General features: G+C 43.9%; 25 protein-coding genes. All 25 read left to right on the forward strand.

Translation table 11 applies throughout. The features are described from left to right. Window positions 1-57 precede the first annotated feature (57 nt). Entirely contained in the window at window positions 58-1,656 is a 1,599-nt protein-coding gene (gene fliF, locus AWV70_RS15565; RefSeq protein WP_060209110.1) for a flagellar basal-body MS-ring/collar protein FliF, read from the forward strand. A 14-nt stretch (window positions 1,657-1,670) separates the two neighbouring features. Further along, window positions 1,671-2,684, forward strand: coding sequence for a flagellar motor switch protein FliG (gene fliG, locus AWV70_RS15570; RefSeq protein WP_060209112.1), 1,014 nt, complete (start codon window positions 1,671-1,673; stop codon window positions 2,682-2,684). Next, a complete protein-coding gene (gene fliH, locus AWV70_RS15575; RefSeq protein ID WP_082713655.1) occupies window positions 2,668-3,447 on the forward strand; it encodes a flagellar assembly protein FliH in 780 nt (259 codons plus the stop codon). Before fliG ends, fliH begins: the two co-directional genes overlap by 17 nt. A gap of 2 nt (window positions 3,448-3,449) precedes the next feature. Beyond that, window positions 3,450-4,781 (forward strand): flagellar protein export ATPase FliI, encoded by a 1,332-nt coding sequence (gene fliI / locus AWV70_RS15580; protein ID WP_060209114.1) that lies wholly within the window; start codon window positions 3,450-3,452, stop codon window positions 4,779-4,781. Further along, entirely contained in the window at window positions 4,778-5,230 is a 453-nt protein-coding gene (gene fliJ, locus AWV70_RS15585) for a flagellar export protein FliJ (protein WP_060209116.1), read from the forward strand. Before fliI ends, fliJ begins: the two co-directional genes overlap by 4 nt. A 1-nt stretch (window position 5,231) precedes the next feature. Next, window positions 5,232-5,837, forward strand: coding sequence for a MotE family protein (locus tag AWV70_RS15590; RefSeq protein WP_082713656.1), 606 nt, complete (start codon window positions 5,232-5,234; stop codon window positions 5,835-5,837). Window positions 5,838-5,861: 24 nt separating this feature from the next. Continuing rightward, a complete protein-coding gene (locus AWV70_RS15595; RefSeq protein WP_060209118.1) occupies window positions 5,862-7,169 on the forward strand; it encodes a flagellar hook-length control protein FliK in 1,308 nt (435 codons plus the stop codon). Window positions 7,170-7,172: 3 nt separating this feature from the next. Beyond that, a complete protein-coding gene (gene flgD, locus AWV70_RS15600; RefSeq protein ID WP_060209120.1) occupies window positions 7,173-7,826 on the forward strand; it encodes a flagellar hook assembly protein FlgD in 654 nt (217 codons plus the stop codon). A 13-nt stretch (window positions 7,827-7,839) separates the two neighbouring features. Beyond that, window positions 7,840-8,220, forward strand: coding sequence for a TIGR02530 family flagellar biosynthesis protein (locus AWV70_RS15605; protein WP_060209123.1), 381 nt, complete (start codon window positions 7,840-7,842; stop codon window positions 8,218-8,220). A 216-nt stretch (window positions 8,221-8,436) separates the two neighbouring features. Further along, on the forward strand, window positions 8,437-9,615 hold the full coding sequence (locus tag AWV70_RS15610) for a flagellar hook-basal body complex protein (protein WP_060209125.1): 1,179 nt from the start codon (window positions 8,437-8,439) through the stop codon (window positions 9,613-9,615). A 446-nt stretch (window positions 9,616-10,061) separates the two neighbouring features. Continuing rightward, window positions 10,062-10,283 carry a flagellar FlbD family protein gene (locus AWV70_RS15615; RefSeq protein ID WP_060209127.1) on the forward strand — a complete coding sequence of 74 codons (222 nt, stop codon included), beginning with the start codon at window positions 10,062-10,064 and terminating at the stop codon, window positions 10,281-10,283. Continuing rightward, window positions 10,273-10,698, forward strand: coding sequence for a flagellar basal body-associated protein FliL (gene fliL, locus AWV70_RS15620; protein ID WP_060209131.1), 426 nt, complete (start codon window positions 10,273-10,275; stop codon window positions 10,696-10,698). Before AWV70_RS15615 ends, fliL begins: the two co-directional genes overlap by 11 nt. Before the next feature lie 36 nt (window positions 10,699-10,734). Continuing rightward, window positions 10,735-11,733 (forward strand): flagellar motor switch protein FliM, encoded by a 999-nt coding sequence (gene fliM / locus AWV70_RS15625; protein ID WP_060209133.1) that lies wholly within the window; start codon window positions 10,735-10,737, stop codon window positions 11,731-11,733. Next, a complete protein-coding gene (gene fliY, locus AWV70_RS15630; RefSeq protein ID WP_082713660.1) occupies window positions 11,726-12,931 on the forward strand; it encodes a flagellar motor switch phosphatase FliY in 1,206 nt (401 codons plus the stop codon). Before fliM ends, fliY begins: the two co-directional genes overlap by 8 nt. A 19-nt stretch (window positions 12,932-12,950) precedes the next feature. Next, complete coding sequence (locus tag AWV70_RS15635; RefSeq protein WP_060209136.1) at window positions 12,951-13,313, forward strand: response regulator; 363 nt, start codon at window positions 12,951-12,953, stop codon at window positions 13,311-13,313. Between the two features lie 3 nt (window positions 13,314-13,316). Beyond that, entirely contained in the window at window positions 13,317-14,027 is a 711-nt protein-coding gene (locus AWV70_RS15640; RefSeq protein ID WP_060209138.1) for a flagellar biosynthetic protein FliO, read from the forward strand. Next, window positions 14,020-14,685: a flagellar type III secretion system pore protein FliP gene (gene fliP / locus AWV70_RS15645; protein WP_060209140.1), complete on the forward strand. Its 666-nt coding sequence runs from the start codon at window positions 14,020-14,022 to the stop codon at window positions 14,683-14,685. The genes AWV70_RS15640 and fliP overlap by 8 nt, the downstream gene beginning before the upstream one ends. 77 nt (window positions 14,686-14,762) lie before the next feature. Beyond that, window positions 14,763-15,032: a flagellar biosynthesis protein FliQ gene (gene fliQ / locus AWV70_RS15650; protein WP_060209142.1), complete on the forward strand. Its 270-nt coding sequence runs from the start codon at window positions 14,763-14,765 to the stop codon at window positions 15,030-15,032. 4 nt (window positions 15,033-15,036) lie between these two features. Beyond that, complete coding sequence (gene fliR / locus AWV70_RS15655; protein ID WP_060209144.1) at window positions 15,037-15,813, forward strand: flagellar biosynthetic protein FliR; 777 nt, start codon at window positions 15,037-15,039, stop codon at window positions 15,811-15,813. 3 nt (window positions 15,814-15,816) lie between these two features. Continuing rightward, on the forward strand, window positions 15,817-16,896 hold the full coding sequence (gene flhB / locus AWV70_RS15660) for a flagellar biosynthesis protein FlhB (protein ID WP_060209147.1): 1,080 nt from the start codon (window positions 15,817-15,819) through the stop codon (window positions 16,894-16,896). Between the two features lie 89 nt (window positions 16,897-16,985). Beyond that, window positions 16,986-19,016 (forward strand): flagellar biosynthesis protein FlhA, encoded by a 2,031-nt coding sequence (gene flhA / locus AWV70_RS15665; protein ID WP_060209149.1) that lies wholly within the window; start codon window positions 16,986-16,988, stop codon window positions 19,014-19,016. Beyond that, the gene (flhF, locus tag AWV70_RS15670; RefSeq protein WP_060209151.1) at window positions 19,016-20,128 is read left to right on the forward strand and encodes a flagellar biosynthesis protein FlhF; all 1,113 of its coding nucleotides are present in this window, start codon (window positions 19,016-19,018) and stop codon (window positions 20,126-20,128) included. The genes flhA and flhF overlap by 1 nt, the downstream gene beginning before the upstream one ends. Further along, the gene (locus tag AWV70_RS15675) at window positions 20,121-20,984 is read left to right on the forward strand and encodes a MinD/ParA family protein (RefSeq protein ID WP_060209153.1); all 864 of its coding nucleotides are present in this window, start codon (window positions 20,121-20,123) and stop codon (window positions 20,982-20,984) included. Before flhF ends, AWV70_RS15675 begins: the two co-directional genes overlap by 8 nt. Next, window positions 20,977-22,119: a protein-glutamate methylesterase/protein-glutamine glutaminase gene (locus tag AWV70_RS15680; protein ID WP_082713657.1), complete on the forward strand. Its 1,143-nt coding sequence runs from the start codon at window positions 20,977-20,979 to the stop codon at window positions 22,117-22,119. The genes AWV70_RS15675 and AWV70_RS15680 overlap by 8 nt, the downstream gene beginning before the upstream one ends. 12 nt (window positions 22,120-22,131) lie before the next feature. Then, window positions 22,132-22,677: Hpt domain-containing protein (locus AWV70_RS24720; RefSeq protein WP_235588698.1), on the forward strand; the 546-nt coding region annotated here is incomplete at its 3' end.

A 22,677-nucleotide genomic window follows, 5' to 3' on the forward strand; every position in this document is an offset into this window, starting at 1 on the left:
TCGCAAACGCCGTTCTTCGTAACGGCGTTGACTATGTAAGCAGACCGGGGGATCAGAATGAAAGAAAGATTGACGAAAATTGGGACTGACTTGAAACAGTTCTGGTCGAGTCGCACGAAACGACAAAAAACAACATATATTGGATCCGCGGCTGCTGTCATTATTTTTGCTGCATTTTTAACGTACTTCTTATCGAGGACGGAATTTGTCCCTTTATATAGTGACGTTTCGCGTGCAGAAATAGGACGTATCAAGGAGGAGCTGGATGCGCAAGGCGTTCCTAGCCAAATTGCACCTGGAGGTACGTCCATACTCGTTCCAAAAGAACGGGTTGATGACCTTCTTGTCTCCCTTGCTGCGGTAGGGTATCCGAATACGGGAACAATCGATTATTCGTTCTTCTCTCAGAACGCTGGTTTTGGCACAACGGATAATGAATTCAATATGATCAAGCTCGCTTCAATGCAAACCGAGTTGGCGAATTTAATCAAAGGTATCCAAGGTGTGCAGGATGCGAATGTAATGATTACATTGCCGACACAAAGCGTCTTTTTAAACGAAGCTGTTCAAAATGCAAGTGCTGCAATCATGCTGAAGACGGAACCTGGGCATCAGTTTACGGATTCTCAAATTACTGCCTTATATAATTTAGTGTCTAAAAGTTTACCGAATTTATCTACAGACGATATTGTCATCATGAATCAGTACTCCGAATACTTCGACCTGAAATCACCTGATCAATCAATTGGCATGAATGTTGTCAATCAAATGGATTTGAAAAAGACGATTGAACGCGATCTCCAGCGAAAAGTGCAAATGATGCTTGGCACAATGTTGGGACAGGACAAAGTTGTTGTCTCCGTAACGACAGACATCGATTTCAAACAGGAGAACAGACAAGAAAACCTAGTGGATCGAGTAGATGAGGATCTGGATAGCTTGGCAATCAGTGTACAAAGGATCACAGAATCTTTTTCCGGGAACGGCGCAGTTGCAGGGGGCGTGCCTGAAGGCGAAGATCCAACAGACAACCGGACGAATTTTGTAGAAGGGAATAACGCAAACGGGGATTATGAACGATTGGAAGAGACAATCAACAATGAAGTGAACCGGATTCGAAAGGATATTGTTGAAAGTCCATATAAAATTCGTGATATCGGAATTCAAGTGATGGTTGAACCGCCGGATGTGAATGACATCTCCTCGTTATCGGAGGATGTTAAAGGTGATATCCGGACGATATTAGAAACGATTATTAGCACTTCAATCGATAAAACCTACTTACCAGCGGATGTCAGTGAGGAGTATTGGCAAAACAAGATTGCAATATCCACTCAAATATTCAATGGGAAAGTGGAAATGGATCCTCAACCCTCAAAAGGTGTAATCCCATGGTGGGTATATGCGATTGGAGCAGCTTTACTACCTGTCATAGTCATCCTGATCGTCGCCTATTTCCGCAAACGCAGGCAAGAAAGCGAATTGGAAGAAGCGATGATACTCGAAGAACAGCGTGAAGCATTGCAAGTAGAAGATATTAATATGGAACATAACGAAACGGAAGCGACCCTTCGCAAAAAGCAACTTGAAAAGATGGCGAAGGATAAGCCTGAAGAATTTGCCAAGCTGCTAAGAACATGGATTGCCGAGGAATGACGGAGGGATGAACTGTGGTAAAGAAAGATAAAGGAATGACGGGTAAGCAAAAGGCGGCACTCCTGCTCATATCACTCGGTCCGGAAGTTTCGGCAGCCGTTTATAAGCATCTGACGGAAGAGGAGATTGAACGGTTGACGCTTGAAATTTCAGGTGTGAAGAAAGTCGATTCCGCCGTCAAAGAAGAAATCATCGAGGAGTTCCATAACATTGCACTTGCCCAAGATTATATATCTCAAGGTGGTATCGGTTATGCGAAAACCGTATTGGAAAAAGCATTGGGGAAAGAACATGCTCAAGCCATCATCAATCGGTTGACTTCATCTTTACAGGTGCGTCCGTTCGATTTTGCAAGAAGGGCGGATCCCGGTCAAATCTTGAATTTCATTCAAAATGAGCATCCGCAGACAATTGCATTGATATTGTCGTATCTTGAAGCGGAGCAGGCGGGGATGATCCTTTCATCTCTTCCACAAGAAATGCAAGCGGATATCGCAAAAAGGATAGCGACGATGGACTCCACTTCCCCCGAAGTCATCAGTGAAATCGAAGCCGTATTGGAAAGGAAGCTATCTTCCACCGTTACGCAAGATTTCTCAGAGACTGGCGGAGTCGATGCGGTTGTCCAAGTGTTGAATGGGGTTGACAGAGCTACTGAAAAAACCATTTTGGATGCGCTTGAAATCCAAGATCCCGAGCTTGCGGAGGAAATCCGTAAAAGAATGTTCGTTTTCGAAGACATTGTCACATTGGACAATCGTTCCATTCAGCGAATTGTGCGTGAGTGTGAAAACGAGGATCTCATCTTGTCGATGAAAGTGTCCAGTGAAGAAGTGAGGGAGATCCTCTTTAAAAACATGTCTCAGAGGATGGCCGAATCATTCCAAGAAGAAATGGAAGTAATGGGTCCTGTGAGACTGCGGGATGTTGAAGAGGCACAGGCCAGAATCGTATCCATCATCAGACGATTGGAAGATTCAGGTGAGATCATCATAGCCCGTGGTGGAGGGGATGACATCATTGTCTAACATTTTTCGTTCTTCCCGTACGATTTCTGAGGAAGGAAACGTGAAGGAAATCGCAATCAGGAATTTGAATATGCCGACGATTGATGATTCAGCGGAAGTGCTTTCTAAGGAAGTCCTCTTTGTTGAACGGGACCGGATGTTGAAAGACGCAAGAACACAAATCGAAATGGAACGGGGTGCTGTAGAGCAAATGAGGCAAACCGCCCAAGAAGATATCGCCGCCATGCAAGCTGCATGGGAGCAGGAGAAGACGGCGTTGCAGCAACAGGCTTATGATGAAGGTTTCCAAGTTGGATACGAAGAAGGACGAAGCAAGTCGATATCTGATATGAGTGAGTCCGTGAAAATTGCAAATGAAGTCACTATCCAATCGAAGGAAAACGCACTGAAATATTTGGATGAACAAGAACGAAACATATTGGAAATCGCGATGAGAACGGCGGAACGTATTCTCGGGAAGACGCTTGAAGAGAATGAGGAAGCTTTCCTATCAATCGTGAAAAGAGGATTGAAGGAAGCGCGGGAAATGAAGGAAATCAAACTCTATATTTCAGTCTCCCAATTTGAATTAGTCTCATCGAACCGTGCAGAACTCGCCTCCATATTTCCACCGGATGTTCCATTCCTGATCTTTGCAAATGATGATTTCGACACGAATGAATGTATTATTGAAACGAATCAGGGCCGGATAGTTGTCAGTGTCGATGAACAATTGAACGAGCTCAAAGAGAAACTCGTTGAAATGTTGGAAAGTGGTGACTGACGATGAAGAAAGCGAAGGATCTGTTGAATGTCATTCTAAAATTGAATACCTTTCCGAAATTCGGCCGCGTTGTCCGAGTAGTTGGTCTCATGATCGAGTCGCAAGGGCCGGAAAGTTCGGTCGGTGATGTGTGCCATATCCATCTAAATAATGGAGGCAGAGAAGACGCTGTCATATTGGCGGAAGTCGTTGGGTTCAGGGAGGAAATTGTTATCTTGATGCCTTACTCGAACATCACAGACATTTCAAGCGGCTGTCTAGTCGAATGTACAGGAAAGCCGCTTGAGGTGAAGGTCGGGATGAACTTGATTGGAAAGGTGTTAGATTCAATGGGAAATCCAATCGATGACAGTCCACTTCCGAAAGGATTATCGACAGTGAGGACAGAACAGGATCCTCCGAATGTCATGACGAGAAAGCCAATCAGTGAAAAATTGGCTGTCGGCGTCAAGGCGATCGATGGAATGTTGACTGTCGGTAATGGCCAAAGGGTAGGGATTTTCGCAGGATCTGGCGTCGGGAAAAGTACTTTGCTCGGGATGATTGCAAGAAATACGACAGCTGATTTGAATGTTATCGGATTGATCGGAGAACGTGGTCGCGAAGTCCGTGAGTTCATCGAGCGGGATTTAGGACCTGAAGGATTGAGCAAGACAATCGTCGTCGCTGCTACATCCGACCAGCCGGCACTCATGAGGATCAAAGGTGCATTCACAGCGACTGCAATCGCAGAATACTTCAGGGACAAAGGGATGAACGTCATGCTCATGATGGATTCCGTCACGCGTGTCGCGATGGCGCAAAGGGAAATCGGACTTGCAGTCGGAGAACCACCTGCAACACGGGGCTACACGCCATCCGTATTCTCGATATTACCGAAGCTCCTCGAGAGGACCGGCACAAATGACGTCGGTGCGATTACAGCGTTCTATACAGTTCTCGTCGACGGTGATGATATGAACGAACCAATTGCAGATGCGGTACGGGGCATACTTGACGGTCATATCGTCTTGGACAGGACGCTCGCAAACAAAGGGCAATATCCGGCAATTAACGTTCTGAAAAGTGTGAGCCGTCTCATGAATCATATCGCCAGTTCGGAACATGTCAAAGCCGCTGAAAAGCTCCGTGAATTGTATTACACGTACGACAAGTCCGAAGATCTTATCAATATTGGAGCGTATAAGCGCGGCACTTCAAGGGAAATTGATGAAGCCATCGAGTACGAACCGCATATCACCAACTTTTTGAAGCAGAGCTATCAAGCGAACGTGAAGATGGAAGACAGCATCGAAGAATTGATATCACTTGCTCCAGGAGGAGGTACACGATGAAACCATATGAATATCGATTTGAAAAAGTGCTCACATACCGGGAACAGGAAAAAACTGAAACTGAAGTAGAATTCAAGAAAGCAGTCGAGTCTTTCGAAACGGTCGCAACTGAATTATATGAACTGTTAAAGCGCAAAGAAGATGTCATTGCCGATCATCAGGAAAAAATGAAAACAGGCTTCTCCATCAATGAAATCCATCACTATGCCCGGTTTATCGATAGTCTTGATAAGCGGATTGAAGTACTTCAGCATACTGTCATTAAAGCACGATCTAAAATGAACTGGTTCGAAGAGAAGTTGTTGGAAAAGACGATTGAAGTGAAAAAGTTCGAAAAGATGAAGGAAAAAGATAAAGAACATTATCGTACTGAAATGGAACAGGCGGAAGCAAGTTTGTTGGATGAATTATCAACATTGAAGTTCCATAGAAGAGAAACAGGGTGGTAATTTGGCAAGGAACTCAAAACTGCAAACTGACGAGAAAATCGTTGAAAAGAAAAAAGGCGCCCGCCTCTTTCAAGAAGTTTTGCTATGGACCCTCATACCGCTTTTGTTCACAACAATGGTTCTCTTGATCATCGCATATGTCGCAGATGTGAACGTCTTTGATAAAGCAAAGGAATGGACGCAATCCCTTCCGTTTACTAAAGAGGAGAAACCCGACGACGAAAAGGGAAGCGATTTGATCATTGAAGAGCGTGTCGTTGAATTGCAGGCGGAAATCCAAGAGAAGGAAGTCCAATTAGGTAAACTCCAAGAAGAGCTTACGAAATCAGCAGATGAAAAAAAGACCCTGCTGGACGAACAAGCGAACCTTTTAGCTCAAATAGAAGCGTTGAAGATGGAGAAAGAAGACTATAAACGGGACATGAAAGAAATCATTTCAACGTTCGAGAAAATGTCAGCTAAATCGGCAGCGCCCGTCATTACAAAAATGAGTGATGCGGAAGCAATTGAAATCCTTACAAGTCTAAAACCTGAAGTTCTCGCGCCGATATTAGAGAAGATGTCGCCCGAAGATGCCGCTAAGTATACAAGTCTTATGACAAAATAGGTGGAATCTAAAGGTGTTATTTACATGAAGGGAGGTGGAAAAAGAGTGAATATCGGTGCGTTGCAATCCTTGATGGGAATGAACCAAATTTCAACAGGCAACATGCAAAACGGTGGCCCAAACACTTCTAAGTTCGGGGCGATATTTGCAGGCATTTCGCAAAACACTTCAGAAATGGAGATTCCTACTGACGGAGAGGTACCAATCCCGATTGAATTGATTCCAAATCTATTCAGTGCTTCGACTGCTGAAGAATTGGAGAATGCTGTACAAGCGATTCAAGGAATCGAGAAGATGGAGATACCAGATACTATTTTTACTCCTGACAAGAACAACCGGAGCTTGGAAGAAATAGCGGAAATGTTGTCAATCGATCCTGAAGAAGTTCTTGTAAACCTTCAACAATTATTGGAGAAAGCCGGAATACCCAAAGCTGAAACAGAGGAATTGACGATCACCTCTGAAATGTGGACATTGCTGAACATGATAGAGGAGGCGGGAATCCGTTTTTTTGAAAATTTAACTGAGTCGCTTCAACAGCCTGAAACAAGAAATGAAGCTGCACAACTCCTAACATTTATAAAAACGATAGAAATGATAGCACCTAAAACCGATATGCTCTTATCGATGGAGCAGAAGGTTGACAATTTCCGTCATATGATGGCTGGAGCTGCAGGACAATTCGAACAGCGGATTATGGCACCCATAGCAAAACAGGAGCCATTGCCGTTCATCAATCAAAAAAACGAATTCAGAATCGTCCTTGAAACGAATTCTGCAACATCAACAAACGCAGACGGATCCGGACAGAAACATACAGATACAACTTCAAATTCAGGTTCCGTACATGCAACGACGACTACGATAGTCAGAGCAGATATTCCTGTGAAACAGGTGGAATCAAGCACAACGAATCGGAGCGAAGCATTCCTTAGAGATATGCAGGCGTTAATGAAACGGTCAAACTTCGGCCAGGTAGGCGGAACCAATCGGATGCTTATTAAGCTATATCCGGAGCATCTCGGTCAGATCCGAATCGAACTACTCGAAACGAACGGTGTAATGACGGCGAGAATCCTCGCATCAACCGCTTTTGCAAAAGGACTGCTTGATAGTCAGTTGCACCAACTGAAACATGCGTTCAATCAGCAAAATCTGCAAGTCGACCGTGTTGACATTACACAGACCATCCAAGAATCGCAAAGAAATGAACGTGAACAATCATTTAATGAACAGTTCAAGCGTGAGCAGCAGACGGATGATAACAAGCAGAAGAAATCATCGGACGAAGAACTTTCATTTGAGGAATATATGATCGAATTGGAGGTGTAATGAATGATAGAGGGACAATCACCAATAACAGACTCAATGTTTCTAATAAATAAACAGCGGGATCAACGGCAAACTGGGCCAGATACAATGGGCAAGGATGCATTCATGAAAATCCTCATTGCACAGCTGCAAAACCAGGATCCGACGAACCCGATGAAAGATAACGAATTCATAGCACAGATGGCGCAGTTTTCATCTTTGGAACAAACGATGAACTTGGCCAATGCATTTGAAAAATTCGCCGAGGCGCAAAACCAATCTCAATTGATTCAATATAATCAATTCGTTGGAAAAAATGTCCGTTGGCATGAATTAACGGATGAGAAAGACGAGGCAGGCAAACCAATCGTCAACGAAGGGACAGGCATCATCCAATCTGCAAAATTTGTAAATGGATCCGTCGTCTTCACGATGGCAGACGGGAAGGAACTGACACCGGGCAATATTTCTGAAGTGCTAGCAGGCTCGGGAAATGCTAATAGTTTGGTAGAGGCCAGCCTTTTGATCGGCAAAACAGTCGGGTATATGGATGGAGAAGAAGAAAAGTCGGGTCTAGTCGTATCCGTTTCCAATAAGGAAGGAAAGCTTCAATATATTTTGGACGACGGTACACGAATCGACGGCGATTCATTCACATCCATCAGTCAACAAGCATAAAAGGAGCGAGTGTATGGACAAGTTGAACATTCACCACGTTCCATCGCAGCCGCTAATCCGCCATGGCCAACCGTTGAAAGCACCGCAACAGTCGAAACAATCGTTTCTTGAAGAGCTGAACAAAGCAATCCAGCCGCAAGAATTGAAAATCAGCAAACACGCTACGGACAGGCTGAAGGAGCGGAACATTCATATTACAGAAACTGAATGGGCACACATCACAGACAAGGTGAATGAAGCAAAAGTGAAGGGAATCAAAGAATCGCTTGTACTGATGGATCAAGCAGCACTCATCATCAGCGCAAAAAATTCCACCGTCATTACAGCGATGGATCGCAAGGAAGCGATAGATCAATTATTTACAAACATCGACGGCACAATCGTGCTCAGCTAACACCGGCAGGACCTCAGAACGAGGATGCCGACGTACTGCCGACTGACAGAGGCGGTTACAAATTTTATACAGCGGAAAACCGTCGCTGTATAAAATACTAGCCTCCGGCGGATGTCACAGATTTTTAATTGAATTTACCGAGCTTGCTCGATAAAAATCTGGACGCAATTCCGCCAAGGCGTAATTGATTAACTATCCGAGAGGGGAAAAACCAACATGTTACGATCAATGTACTCAGGAATTTCAGGCTTGAAAAACTTCCAAACGAAGTTAGACGTTATCGGTAATAATATTGCGAATGTGAATACTTATGGATTTAAAAAAGGACGCACAATTTTTAAAGATCTCGTCTCCCAAACTACAGCAGGCGCTTCTGCACCAAGTGATAATCGTGGTGGAGTAAACGCAAAACAAATTGGACTCGGTTCACAAATTGCTGCTATTGACACACTACACACACAAGGATCCAGCCAGTTTACAGGGAACACACTAGACTTGGCAATTACGGGTGATGGATTTTTCCAAGTAATGGATGGAGGAGAGGTTTCATATACAAGAGCTGGAAACTTTTATATGGATAAGAATGGTGATCTGGTAGATGGTGATGGTAGATATGTTGTAGGTACAGATGGGATTATTAATATTCCAATTACAGCTTCGTCAATGTCAATTGGACAAGATGGCACAGTATTTTTTGTGGATTTACCAGAAGGCGCTGAAGCTGCCATAGCCGCTGCTGAGGCAATATTTAGACCGATTGAAAAAACATTTAAAGAAGCAGAGGAAGCCTTAAATAAAGCTAAAGATGAAGTTAAGACAGCAAATGCAGATATTAAAGCAGCAGAAAAAGCATTAGAAAAAGCGGAAGCAGATTTGGAAAGAGCTAACAATTTACCCGCGGGTGCAGCAGGGAAGCAAGAAGCTATAAACGCTGCTACAGCAGCTAAAACGGCAGCGGAGAATGCAAAAACGGCAGCCGAGGCTGCAAAAACGACAGCTGAAGCTGCTGAAACAGCTGCGATAGGTCCATACAACACAGCTAAAGGGGCATATGATCCAGCCAAAACAACTTTTGATAAAGTCATGTCTGATAATAAAGCGATACTTCAAGAAGCTGGAAGAATCGAAATGACTAAGTTCTCGAATCCAGGAGGCCTTGAAAAAGTAGGTGGAAACTTGTATCGAGCATCTGCAAACTCTGGTGATATAGAAACAGGCTTTGCACTCGATCAAGGTTTCGGAACAATCGAATCCGGCTTCCTCGAAATGTCCAACGTCGACCTATCAGAAGAGTTCACTGAAATGATCGTCGCACAACGTGGTTTCCAAGCAAATACTCGTATAATTACAACTTCTGATGAGATTCTGCAAGAACTTGTCAACTTGAAGCGATAATTATAGATTTTAATTAACATTTTAAAAATGTATATCTTTTATGTTGCACTAGTTTCTTGGAGTGCAAGCGCGAGACTCCTGCGAACGTCGTTTCGAAGAACGGCGTTTGTGAGCACAAGCGCAGCGTTGCGAGCAGGATATTGCAGGATGCCTTAATTTCTGCATAGGACGCAGAAATACGGCAAATCGAACCCTTCGCTGTTCGATTGGCTCAAGCCATGCTCGCGGAAAGCGAGTGCTGGAACGGAAAGCAACGTTCTAAGTTATAGGTTTATGCGCTTTTAAAAGTATTTATGTTTCATAACACGCATTTATGAGCTTTTCAAGAGAATTATACGCGTTTCTAGCGATTTATGCGCATTTCAGCGAATTTATGCGTGTTTCAACAATTTTATGCGTTACTAGCAAAGGAGGGTCGGGCCGGCCCTGTGCCCGGCCCCTTACATATGATCAAAGTTACACGCCTTAACGGCAAAGCGTTCATGTTGAACGCCCTATACATAGAAACCGTCGAATCGTTTCCCGATACGACGATCACATTGACGACTGGCACCAAATATGTCGTCCTGGACCCGATCGACGAAGTCAATCGACGCATCATTGAATTCTATCAGTCAGTCCAACTATTATCGAATCCGCATATCCGGGGTGAAGAAAATGAAGAATAAAGCATTGACAATCACATTAATCATTGTTGTTACCCTAACGCTCGTCGGTATCATCGGTCTAATCCTCACCTTGCAATTAAAAGGGGATTCGGCAGCCAAAGAGCCGACAATCGATGACATTCTCGAAGCTTCTGTTGACGTCCCGGAAATCATGACAAATCTATCCGGCCGCCAGTTTATCAGGATTTCATTGAAGATCCAGACAACAGATAAAAAAGCAGCTGCAGAGCTCGCGAAACGAGATTTCCAGGTTCAAAACATCGTCATTCAAGAATTATCTGAAATGACCTCAAAAGATTTTGAAGGAAAAGCTGGGAAGCAAGCATTCGAGGATTCCATCAAGTCTCAATTGAATCCACTCATGCAAGAGGGTGAAATCGAAAAAGTGTACATCGTTTCTTATATAATCCAATAAAAATGGTGGACATATACTATGCCGGGAGGTGGCCTTATGTCGGGAGATATTTTATCCCAAAATGAAATTGATGCCTTGTTATCGGCATTATCGACAGGTGAAATGTCGGCGGAAGAGATGAAGAAGGAAGATGAGACCCGGAAGGTCAAAGTATATGATTTCAAACGAGCCCTCCGTTTCTCAAAAGATCAGATCCGTAGCCTGACACGGATCCATGAAAACTTTGCAAGATTATTGACGACTTACTTTTCCGCTCAATTACGGACGTATATTCAAATAAATGTCGCTTCGGTTGATCAGATACCGTTTGAAGAGTTCATCCGATCCATTCCCAATATGACATTGCTCAATATTTTCGAAGTGCCGCCACTTGAAGGGAATATCATCATGGAAGTCAATCCGAACGTCGCCTATTCCATGCTTGACCGTTTGATGGGCGGAATAGGCGAAGGTCCCGGAAAAGTGGACAATATGACTGAAATCGAAACGAAGATATTGACGAACCTTTTCGAAAGATCATTTGATAATTTACGTGAAGCGTGGTCGGGTATCATTGAAATAGATCCGTTCCTATCTGAAATGGAAGTGAATCCTCAATTTCTTCAAATGATTTCACCGAACGAAACAGTTGTCGTCATTTCGTTCAATATTGTGATCGGAGAATCAAGTGGCATGATCAATATTTGTATTCCACATGTCGTCCTTGAGCCGATCGTTCCGAATTTATCGGTGCGTTATTGGATGCAATCGAATAAAAAAGAACCGTCGCCTGAACAGAGCATCATTTTGGAAAAGAGGCTTCGACAAGCAAGTTTGCCGCTCACTACCGAATTAGGAAAAGGGGCTATGTCGGTCGAGGATTTCTTATATCTCCAAGTAGGAGATGTCATCTCTCTTGATCGGAAAATTGAAGACCCATTGATTGTCAAAGTGGGAGATATACCAAAATTCACAGCGCAGCCTGGACATCTTCGAAACAGGATGGCTGTACAAATAATCGATATATTGAACGGAGGGGATGAAGATGATGAGTGATAATGTGCTTTCTCAGGAAGAAATCGAAGCATTGTTGCGCGGAGAACCGATTCGTGCAGAAGAAGCAGCGACATCGTCCTCTGAACATCGGGATTTTGAAGACCAATTAAGCGAAATGGAGAAAGATGCCTTAGGGGAAGTCGGGAACATTTCTTTCGGCAGTTCCGCAACAGCCCTCTCCTCGTTGCTAGGACAAAAAGTGGAAATCACCACTCCTGCAATCTCTGTAGTGGATCGTAGTATGCTTGAAACTGAATTCATACATCCATATGTAGCGGTCCAAGTGGAATATACAGAAGGCTTGAACGGCACGAACCTTCTTGTCATTAAACAAAGTGATGCTGCAATCATCGCTGATCTTATGTTGGGCGGAGATGGACTGGCCCCGAATGAAGAATTGAATGAAATCCATCTAAGTGCTGTACAGGAAGCGATGAATCAAATGATGGGATCGGCGGCTACGTCGATGTCCACTGTTTTCAATAAGAAAGTTGATATCTCCCCTCCATCCATCGACCTGATGAATATGCAAAATGAGGAAGGGATTGAGAAAATTCCGAAGGATGAAATGCTGATCAAAGTCTCCTTCGAGTTAAAAGTCGGGAGTTTGATCGATTCAAATATTATGCAGTTATTCCCGTTGCAATTCGGGAAAAACCTTGTTGCATCGCTTATGGGGATGGGTGCAGAAGAGGAAGCCGCAGTTACATTGGAAGCGCCGAGACCGGCTCCAGCCAACGAACCGAATCAACAGGAGTTTCCGCAAGCGGACCATTCTGATTTCGGCAACATGCAAAATTCCTCTCAACCAATCGAGCATCCTGCGTATGAGACGCCAATTCAGCAACAAATTCCACAAAGACAGCAACAGCCACCTGTCCATGTACAGCAAGCACGTTTCGCAAGCTTTGATAGCCCTTCATTGAACCAAGGTGAGACCAACAACTTGAATATGTTGTTGGATATTCCTTTGCAAGTGACTGTGGAACTTGGAAGAACGAAGCGGTCGGTAAAAGAAATCCTTGAAATGTCTAGTGGTTCCATCATAGAATTGGATAAACTGGCAGGAGAACCTGTTGATATATTAGTGAATAACCGTCATATCGCCAAAGGAGAAGTCGTTGTTATCGACGAAAACTTCGGTGTGCGGATTACTGATATATTGAGTCAGACAGAACGTTTAAATAATTTACGATAAGATTCGGGAGGTCTAGAGAATGGGTAAACGTATTTTAATAGTAGATGACGCGGCTTTCATGCGTATGATGATCAAGGATATTTTGACAAAGAACAACTTTGAAGTGGTTGGTGAAGCTGCCGATGGTGCGCAAGCCGTTGAAAAATATATGGAATTGAAGCCGGATCTTGTAACGATGGATATTACAATGCCCGAAATGGATGGTATTGCAGCGTTGAAATCCATTAAAGAAAAGGACCCGTCAGCTACAATCATCATGTGTTCCGCTATGGGACAGCAAGCGATGGTCATCGATGCAATTCAAGCAGGGGCAAAAGACTTCATTGTGAAGCCGTTCCAAGCTGACCGCGTGGTTGAAGCGATCCAAAAAGCAATAGGTTAACTTATGGATCTATCAGTCTTGCAAAAGTATTCAACGATTTTCCTGCTGGCAATCTTCCTAGTCGTTTCATTGCCTATCGTGACCTATGCAGATGGCGAAACGGACAAATCAGTATCTGATTGGTTCCAAAAGGACCAGGACCAGGATAAAGAAAAGGACAATGGACAAGACGAGATAAAGGTGATCGATGAAGAAGAGCCAGCTGCCGACCGCAATCAAGACGGGGCAGCTGTCGGCTTGTCTTGGTGGGATTATACGAAAACACTATTGGCATTGTTTTTTGTAGTCGGTCTTCTCCTTGCGCTATTGAAGTTTATTAACCGAAAGAATCGAAAGTTTGACCAGCATAAATTGATGAAAAACGTCGGAGGTCTTTCGTTAGGACAACAGAAATCCATTCAATTGGTCGTCATTGGTGATTCCTATTACCTGATTGGTGTAGGCGACGAAGTAAGGTTGTTGAAAGAGATTACCGATCCGGAAGAGATCAGTGCATTGGAAAGCTATTTCGTTGAAGATGAACTTCAATCTCCGCCAGGCCTGGGGAATAAATTGCTCACGATGTTTCCGCTCGGAAAAGGGGATGCAGTGGATGAAAGCGATCAACCCGCCGATTTCAAAAAAGTGTTCACTTCCAGGCTAGACGAATTGAAAGCGGAGAGGAAAAAGCATTTGAACCGATTAGCAGAAAAGGAGAGCAGAAAAGATGAATGATTTCGTCCAGTTTTTTTCGGACAGCAACCCGACAAATGTATCGACATCCATCAAAATGCTTCTCCTTCTTACTGTCTTATCACTAGCGCCGGCAATCCTCATTCTGATGACGTCGTTTGCACGGATCGTCATTGTTTTGTCTTTTGTTAGAACTGCTCTGGCGACGCAGCAGATGCCGCCTAACCAAGTGATTGTGGGGCTGGCTCTGTTTTTAACATTCTTTGTCATGGCACCTACTTTCCAACAAGTGAACGAAACAGCTCTTTCACCTTTATTCGCTGAAGAAATCACTTTGGAGGAAGCTTACGAACAGGCAAGCCTGCCATTCAAGGAGTTCATGAGTAAACATACACGGCAGAAAGATCTGGAATTGTTTTTACGATACAACCAAGCAGAGCGACCCGAAACATTGGAAGACATTCCATTGACGATGTTAGTGCCCGCATTCGCATTAAGTGAAATAAAGACCGCGTTTCAAATGGGGTTCATGATTTTTATCCCATTTCTAGTCATTGACATGATTGTTGCAAGTGTTCTTATGTCCATGGGGATGATGATGTTGCCGCCGGTCATGATTTCCTTGCCATTTAAGATCTTGTTATTTGTCCTTGTCGACGGATGGTATCTCATCGTCAAGTCATTATTGCAAAGTTTTTAGATGCAAAGATAATAAATGCAACTACCTGTCATATTTATTCGGGAAATCGGCAAGTTAACAGTTAGGAGTGGTAAGTAATGACAGGCGAATTAGTCATAGCGATAGCTGAGCGGGCGGTTTGGGTCATTTTATTAACTTCCGGTCCGCTGTTGATTGTTGCGTTGGTTTCCGGTCTGGTCGTCAGTATATTTCAGGCGACGACACAAATCCAGGAGCAAACGTTGGCGTTTGTGCCAAAGATTATTGCAGTACTTGTCGCCATCGTCTTTTTCGGTCCTTGGATGTTGGCCAGAGTCACAGCGTTCGCGACAGATATTTTTGATAATCTAGTCCGGTATATTGGGTGATGGAATGGAAGAGTTGATTCCTTCTTTAGCTGTTTACTTACTTATTTTAACAAGAGTGACTGCCTTTATAGTAACCGTCCCTTTGTTTTCATACCGTGCAATTCCGACGACGCAACGGATTATCTTTGCAGCATTATTGTCTTGGATGATGGTGTATACGATTGACGCCCCCAATCTTGAGATCGATGGTACATACATACTTCTTGTGATCAAGGAAGCCGCCACTGGGCTATTCATCGGTGTTATCGCCTATATCGTCATGTCGGCAATCCAGATTGCTGGTGGTTTTATCGATTTTCAAATGGGCTTTGCCATTGCGAACGTCATTGACCCGCAAACAGGCGCTCAGTCGCCGCTGCTTGGTCAATTTTTCAATGCGCTTGCCATTTTGCTGTTGCTGACGTTGAATGGTCATCATATGCTCCTTGACGGGATCTTTTACAGTTATCGCTTCATATCGATCGACATGCTTTGGCCTGCCTTCGGAGAAGAACGGCTAATTGAATTCGTCATACGAACATTTGCCTTAACGTTCGCAATCGCTTTTCAAATGTCCGTACCTATCGTCGCCACTTTGTTTCTCGTCGACTTAGCGTTGGGCATAACAGCGAGGACAGTTCCTCAATTGAATATCTTCGTTGTCGGATTTCCTATTAAAATTGGTGTCAGTTTCCTCGTTCTTGTGACGATGTTTACTGTAATGATTGCTATGATGCAAAAATTGTTCGAAGTGATGATGTCAGCGATGAGGGACTTGATGATCATCTTAGGAGGTGGCTGACGGATGATTCGTTTGGACTTACAGTTCTTTGCCGGCGAAAAGACGGAAAAGGCCACACCAAAAAAACGACTCGACTCTCGGAAGAAAGGACAGGTATTAAAGAGCCAGGATGTAACGACAGCTATTGTCCTTCTCTTCGTATTCCTGTTCCTTTTTTTCGCTGCCGGCTTCATGAAGGATCGATTTTTTGTTTTCTTTACGCATTCATTTACGGAATCCATTTCCATTAAAGCGTTGGATATCGACCAAACGATGATTCTTTACGTAGAGATGATCGTCCAGATGGCGTATATCCTACTGCCGATTATGGCGATTGCAGTCATTGCCGGCATCGTGGGGAACTTGATGCAATTCGGATTGCTGTTTACAGCAGAACCTCTGAAATTCGATTTGAAAAAAATAGATCCGATCAAAGGATTGAAACGGATATTTTCCATTCGGGCACTCGTTGAATTATTGAAATCCTTATTGAAAATATCCTTTATCGGTTCAGTCACGACGTTCCTTCTGATGACGAACATCGAAAAAGTGTTAGGTCTAGCATTCAAGACGCCGCATGACACGTTGGCGACTGTCGGGCAATTGGTCGCTTTAATGGGTATTGTCGCCTCCTTTGTTCTCTTATTCATTTCAATATTAGATTATTTTTATCAAAAATTTGATTATGAGAAAAACCTGCGGATGTCCAAACAGGATATAAAGGATGAATATAAAAATACGGAAGGCGATCCGATCATCAAGTCGCGGATCAAACAGCGCCAAAGGGAAATGGCAATGCGGAGGATGATGCAGGAAGTGCCTCAAGCGGATGTTGTCATCACGAATCCAACACATTTTGCTATCGCTTTGAAATATGACGATGAAAAGATGGACGCGCCCGTCGTTATTGCGAAAGGTGCTGACTTTATCGCTCAAAAGATCAAGCTGATTGCGAAAGAGCATAATATTGTCATGGTGGAAAATCGGCCGTTGGCAAGGGCTTTGTATGACGATGTGGAAATTGGAGATCACATTCCGGATCAGTTTTTCAAGACAGTCGCAGAAATATTGGCATATGTTTATCGCATACAACGGAAAATTTAACTTGAATCTACAGACTGGTCCAAGTTACGCCTACGGACGCAATCACGCTTAGTTGTGACAGATATAAATTTTTAGAAAGTGGGGATGGCATGAAATTCAAAGATATCGGAGTATTGGCAGCGGTCATCATGATTGTTGCAATGCTCGTCATCCCATTACCGCCTTGGCTTCTGAGCTTTCTGATCATCATCAATATAACACTTGCCTTATTGGTCCTTTTAACCTCGATGAATATGCAGGAAGCATTGCAATTTTCTATTTTTCCTTCCTTGCTTTTATTGCTGACGCTTTTCCGATTGGGTTTGAACGTTTCAACAACCCGTGCAATTCTTTCGCAAGGTGATGCAGGTGGAGTTGTCGATACATTCGGTACATTTGTAACCGGGGGAAATATCGTCGTCGGTCTTGTCGTCTTTGTCATTTTGATCATTATCCAATTCATCGTTATCACGAAGGGTTCGGAGCGGGTTTCGGAAGTGGCTGCCCGCTTTACGCTCGATGCGATGCCAGGTAAGCAGATGAGTATTGATGCAGATTTGAACGCAGGGATGATTTCCGAGTCGGAAGCAAGAAACCGCCGTGAAAAGGTGAGCAATGAAGCCGACTTCTATGGAGCGATGGATGGAGCGACGAAATTTGTAAAAGGAGATGCCATTGCCGGCATCATCATCGTTATTATCAATCTTCTTGTAGGAATGATCATTGGTGTTGCGCAAATGGATTTGCCGTTCGCGGAAGCGGCAACAAAATTCTCGCGCTTGACCGTCGGGGATGGAATTGTTTCCCAAATACCTGCCTTGCTCATCTCGACCGCGACAGGGATTGTTGTGACCAGAGCCGCTTCTGAAGGCAATCTTGGTTCGGATATTACGAAACAGCTACTGGGTCAGCCGATGTTGCTCTACGTTGCAGCAGCTACTGTCTTCTTGTTAGGGCTGTTTACACCGATTAATGACATTCTTACGATTCCAATTGCAGCGCTTCTGGTGCTAGGCGCATTCATCATGTCAAGACAGCCGGAAGAAGACCCAGAAGAATTGCTGGAAATGGAAGAAGAGGTTGAAACAGAAGGGATGAAGAGTCCGGAAAATGTAGTCAACTTACTGAATGTCGATCCTATTGAATTTGAATTTGGCTACGGTCTCATTCCATTGGTCGACGCCCAGCAAGGCGGGGATTTACTGGATAGGGTCGTCATGATCAGAAGACAGCTTGCTCTAGAACTGGGACTCGTCATTCCGGTCGTCCGGATCCGGGATAATATTCAACTGCAACCGAATGAGTACCGGATTAAGATTAAGGGAAATGAGTTGGCAAGAGGCGAATTACTTCTTGACCATTATCTTGCAATGAGTCCGGGGGGCGACGATTCGATCGTCGGAATCGATACGGTCGAACCTTCATTTGGCCTTCCGGCAAAGTGGATTACAGAAGAGGTGAAAGAGGACGCTGAAATTATGGGGTACACGGTCGTCGATCCGCCAAGCGTCGTTTCAACCCATCTCACTGAAGTAATCCGGGCGAATGCAGCTGATCTGATTGGACGTCAGGAAACAAAACAACTCGTCGATCATGTCCGCGAAACGTATCCGATTTTGGTCGATGAACTAACACCGACACCTCTTTCTATAGGAGAGATTCAAAAAGTGTTGGCTAAATTATTAAATGAAAATGTTTCCGTTCGTAACTTGCCAATCATTTTTGAAACGCTGGCCGACTATTCGAAGTACACTTCCGATATCGATTTGCTGACGGAATATGTCCGACAATCGCTTGCAAGACAAATCACCGGGCAATACTCAACTGGGGTAGATGCGTTAAAAGTATTGACGGTGTCGGGAAAAGTCGAGAAATTGATTGCTGATCATATCCAGCAGACCGAGCAAGGCAATTATTTATCGATCGATCCTTCCCATTCCCAAGAAATATTGGAATCAATTGCAAGGGAGGTCGAAAGAGTGGCGTTGATGGACCAATCACCTGTCATTTTATGCTCGCCTGCCATCCGGATGTATTTACGGCAAATTACGGAGAGGTACTTCCCGCAAATTCCTGTTTTATCCTACAATGAGCTCGAAGCTTCTATTGAAGTTCAAAGTGTCGGGGTGGTGGATATCTGATGAAAATGAAAAAATATACGGCTGATACGATGGTGGAGGCAATGAAGAAAGTAAGAGCAGATTTTGGGGATGATGCTGTCATCCTTAGCTCAAATGTTGTCACCTCCAAAGGATTTCTCGGTTTTTTTCAAAAGAAGTCGGTTGAAGTCGTAGCCGGTTTCGATGAACCCTTGCACACACCTACTGAAACGACATTCACTCCAAAATCGGCTGCTGAATTTGTGGAGCCGAAGCAGGATGAGGAAATAAAGAAAGAAATGAATGAAATGAAAAAGCTGTTACAAGAAATGAAACAGTCCGCTTCATTCGCAAGTTTCCCGGATGAGCTGAAGCCTCTGCTCACTGTTTTGGAAAGGCAGGAATTATCCAAAGAGCTGATCCTTCAAATTGGAAATGAAATCTTTACTTCGATGAAAGAAGAAAAGAAAGATTTTTCGCTAGAAGAGCAAATGGAAGTAGCGAAAACTGTCTTAACGAATGAATTCTCGAAGTTGCCTTTCGGGGGAATTTCAAATTCTAAAAAATATATTAACGTCCTCGGTCCAACTGGGGTCGGAAAGACGACAACAATCGCTAAGATTGCCGCTAGGGCCCTTTTGGAAGATAAGAAGAAAATCGGTTTCATAACGACTGACACGTATCGGATAGCAGCTATCGAACAATTACGCACATATGCAAATCTATTGCAGGCACCTGTCGAAATCGCCTATAACAGCAAAGACTTTGAAGAAGCCATCATGAAAATGCAAGCCCTTGATTTGATTTTCATCGATACGGCAGGTCGGAATTATAAAGAAATGAAATTTGTGGATGACTTGAAACATCTAATCGATTTTTCATTGGATATGGAATCATTCCTTGTCTTATCTGTGACATCAAAAGAGGAGGATATGAGAACAATCATCGATAAGTTCACCTCCTTTCCGATTGAAAAATTCATCTTTACCAAAGTGGATGAAACGGGATCAATCGGCCCGATGTTCAATCTGATGAAACAATATGGCATCGGCACCGCCTACTACACAGATGGACAAGAAGTGCCGGAAGATATAGCTGAGGCGGATCTCGAACAAATGCTCACATTGTTATTGGCAGGTGCTGAACATGCGTGACCAAGCGGAAGCGCTTCGAATGAAGATGTTAAAGGCTCAAGGCGGTTTGGCGAAATCGATTGCAATTGTAAGTGGAAAAGGAGGGGTGGGCAAGTCGAATTTCTCGACGAACTTCGCCCATTCTTTACGTCTGAAAGGCAAGAAAGTCATCGTCGTAGATATGGATATCGGCATGGGCAATATCCATATTCTACTAGGTGTTGGACCTCAATATAGTTTAAAAGATTATTTGACTGGCCAACAAAGATTGGAAAATGTCATAAATACGGATGAGGACGGCCTTTCATTCATTTCAGGAGGATCGGGGCTGGATTCTGTACTCGATTGGTCTCAGGATATGTTCGAAAGACTGCTAGCCGCTTTTGAACAATTGCAGAAGGAGTTTGACTTCATCCTTTTCGATATGGGGGCAGGTGCAACGCAGCGCTCAATCGAATTGATCATTGCAGTGGACGAAGTGATTGTAATCTCAACGACAGAGCCGACTTCCATAACGGATGCCTATTCAATGATGAAGTTCATATGTCTTAGCGATCCGGATAAAAAATTCAGCATTGTCAGCAACCGGGTGACGAAACACGATGACGGCAATGATGCGGTAACTCGTTTACAATATGCAATGAGGAAATTTCTTGACAAAGAAACATCGATATTAGGATTTTTACCGGAAGATCCCGCTGTACATAAAGCGGTGATCGCGCAAAAGCCATTTATCTTGCTCTTTCCGAATGCTCTTGTTTCAAAGCGGATGACAGCGATCACAAGTGAATTCGTAAAAATGGATCAGACGGAGGAAAAACAAGGAACCGGATTCCTTCAAAAGTTGAAAGGGATTTTCTTGAAAGGGCGTGAATGATTTGGTAAACGGCACTGTGAAAAAAGTGCTAGTCGTCGATGATTCCGCGTTTATGCGAAAATTGATATCGGAAATGCTTTCAAAACACCCGCAGCTCGAAGTGATCGGGATAGCGCGCAATGGAAAAGATGCTGTTGCAAAAGTCATTGAACTTCGGCCAGATGTCATCACCATGGATATTGAAATGCCGCTCATGAATGGTCTTGAGGCATTAAAAGAAATTATGGAACAACAACCTACGCCAGTAGTAATGCTATCAAGCACTACTGAAATCGGGGCGGAAAACACGTTGATCGCCATGGATTATGGTGCAGTTGACTTTGTCGCTAAGCCGGGCGGTGCCATTTCACTTAACTTGCATGAAGTGGAACAGGAAATTGTCGGGAAAGTCGCTGCTGCGGCAAAAGTGAAAATCTCCAATCTCGTCAAACCACCTATGGCGCGTATGAAGAAGCAAGTGAAGGAAGAGTTTCCAGTTAATGAACGGAAAGCTGTACCATCAGTTTCATTTTCTACTAAAATAGTTTCATTGCGAGATAAAAAGATTTCCAAAGAACATGAGACTTTTGTTATAATAGGTACATCGACAGGGGGACCACGGGCACTACAAGAAGTGCTTACACGGCTGCCATCTACTATAAATGCCCCGATTTTGGTCGTCCAACATATGCCGCCAGGATTTACGAAGTCATTGGCTCAGCGATTGGACGGCTTAAGTGATATAAGGGTGAAGGAAGCCGAGGACGGAGAAGCTCTTCAAAAAGGCGTCGCTTATATCGCCCCAGGTGGAAAGCATTTGAAATTTGAAAAATGCCTGGCTGGCTATTGTGCTCGACTCGACGATTTGGATCCGCCTAGAATGGGACATCGTCCATCCGTGGACGTACTGTTGGAGTCGGCTGCATCCAATCAAGAGCTCAAATATGTAACGGCTATCATGACAGGGATGGGCCATGACGGTATGAAAGGGATGCAACAACTGAAATCGGCGTGTTTTACAATTACAATTGCGGAGTCTGAAAAGACCTCTGTCGTGTATGGAATGCCTAAAGCGATTAAAGAAGCCGGCCTCGCCGACACGATCGTTGATGTGCAGCTCATAGCGGACACAATTACGGAAATCTTACACTCTTGAGGGGGCGTCATGATGGATACAAATCAATATCTTGAGATGTTTCTCGAAGAAAGTAAAGAACATCTTCAAGCGTGCAATGAACACTTATTAGAACTGGAGAAAAATCCAGAAGATCTAGCGATCGTCAATGAAGTATTCCGTTCAGCACATACATTGAAAGGTATGTCTGCAACGATGGGGTACGAAGACATCGCTGACTTGACACATAAAATGGAAAATGTGCTAGATGCAATCCGAAACTCTAAAATCAGTGTTACTACCGAAATTCTTGATATCGTTTTTAAGGCCGTCGATTACTTGGAAGAAATGGTCATGGACATCGAAGCGGGCGGTACGGGGAAAAAGGACGTACAAGAACTTGTTTCTACATTGAATCAAATAGAGTCCGGGCAATCGATCATCGCTGCATCGGAATTGGAGACGGCCGCTTCAACAATGGCGATCGAGCCGCTGAAACAGGAAATCCCAGCACTCCACTATGATGATTACGAAAAGACGGTAATCAACCAATCGCAAGAACAAGGTTTTCATGCATATGAAATCACCGTCACTTTGCGG

The organism is Sporosarcina koreensis, from assembly GCF_001531445.1.
Classification (GTDB): Bacteria; Bacillota; Bacilli; order Bacillales_A; family Planococcaceae; genus Sporosarcina; species Sporosarcina koreensis_C.

What these genes read in the sequence shown, in the direction of transcription:
- fliQ (WP_060209142.1), top strand. Translation starts at nt 14,763, where the DNA reads ATGACAGGCGAATTAGTCATAGCGATAGCTGAGCGGGCGGTTTGGGTC.
- fliH (WP_082713655.1), top strand. Translation starts at nt 2,668, where the DNA reads ATGACATCATTGTCTAACATTTTTCGTTCTTCCCGTACGATTTCTGAG.
- AWV70_RS15675 (WP_060209153.1), top strand. Translation starts at nt 20,121, where the DNA reads ATGCGTGACCAAGCGGAAGCGCTTCGAATGAAGATGTTAAAGGCTCAA.
- fliI (WP_060209114.1), top strand. Translation starts at nt 3,450, where the DNA reads ATGAAGAAAGCGAAGGATCTGTTGAATGTCATTCTAAAATTGAATACC.
- flhA (WP_060209149.1), top strand. Translation starts at nt 16,986, where the DNA reads ATGAAATTCAAAGATATCGGAGTATTGGCAGCGGTCATCATGATTGTT.
- AWV70_RS15605 (WP_060209123.1), top strand. Translation starts at nt 7,840, where the DNA reads ATGGACAAGTTGAACATTCACCACGTTCCATCGCAGCCGCTAATCCGC.
- AWV70_RS15610 (WP_060209125.1), top strand. Translation starts at nt 8,437, where the DNA reads ATGTTACGATCAATGTACTCAGGAATTTCAGGCTTGAAAAACTTCCAA.
- AWV70_RS15635 (WP_060209136.1), top strand. Translation starts at nt 12,951, where the DNA reads ATGGGTAAACGTATTTTAATAGTAGATGACGCGGCTTTCATGCGTATG.
- flgD (WP_060209120.1), top strand. Translation starts at nt 7,173, where the DNA reads ATGATAGAGGGACAATCACCAATAACAGACTCAATGTTTCTAATAAAT.
- AWV70_RS15595 (WP_060209118.1), top strand. Translation starts at nt 5,862, where the DNA reads ATGAAGGGAGGTGGAAAAAGAGTGAATATCGGTGCGTTGCAATCCTTG.
- AWV70_RS15615 (WP_060209127.1), top strand. Translation starts at nt 10,062, where the DNA reads ATGATCAAAGTTACACGCCTTAACGGCAAAGCGTTCATGTTGAACGCC.
- fliF (WP_060209110.1), top strand. Translation starts at nt 58, where the DNA reads ATGAAAGAAAGATTGACGAAAATTGGGACTGACTTGAAACAGTTCTGG.
- AWV70_RS15640 (WP_060209138.1), top strand. Translation starts at nt 13,317, where the DNA reads ATGGATCTATCAGTCTTGCAAAAGTATTCAACGATTTTCCTGCTGGCA.
- flhF (WP_060209151.1), top strand. Translation starts at nt 19,016, where the DNA reads ATGAAAATGAAAAAATATACGGCTGATACGATGGTGGAGGCAATGAAG.
- fliP (WP_060209140.1), top strand. Translation starts at nt 14,020, where the DNA reads ATGAATGATTTCGTCCAGTTTTTTTCGGACAGCAACCCGACAAATGTA.
- flhB (WP_060209147.1), top strand. Translation starts at nt 15,817, where the DNA reads ATGATTCGTTTGGACTTACAGTTCTTTGCCGGCGAAAAGACGGAAAAG.
- fliY (WP_082713660.1), top strand. Translation starts at nt 11,726, where the DNA reads ATGAGTGATAATGTGCTTTCTCAGGAAGAAATCGAAGCATTGTTGCGC.
- fliR (WP_060209144.1), top strand. Translation starts at nt 15,037, where the DNA reads ATGGAAGAGTTGATTCCTTCTTTAGCTGTTTACTTACTTATTTTAACA.
- fliM (WP_060209133.1), top strand. Translation starts at nt 10,735, where the DNA reads ATGTCGGGAGATATTTTATCCCAAAATGAAATTGATGCCTTGTTATCG.
- fliJ (WP_060209116.1), top strand. Translation starts at nt 4,778, where the DNA reads ATGAAACCATATGAATATCGATTTGAAAAAGTGCTCACATACCGGGAA.
- fliL (WP_060209131.1), top strand. Translation starts at nt 10,273, where the DNA reads ATGAAGAATAAAGCATTGACAATCACATTAATCATTGTTGTTACCCTA.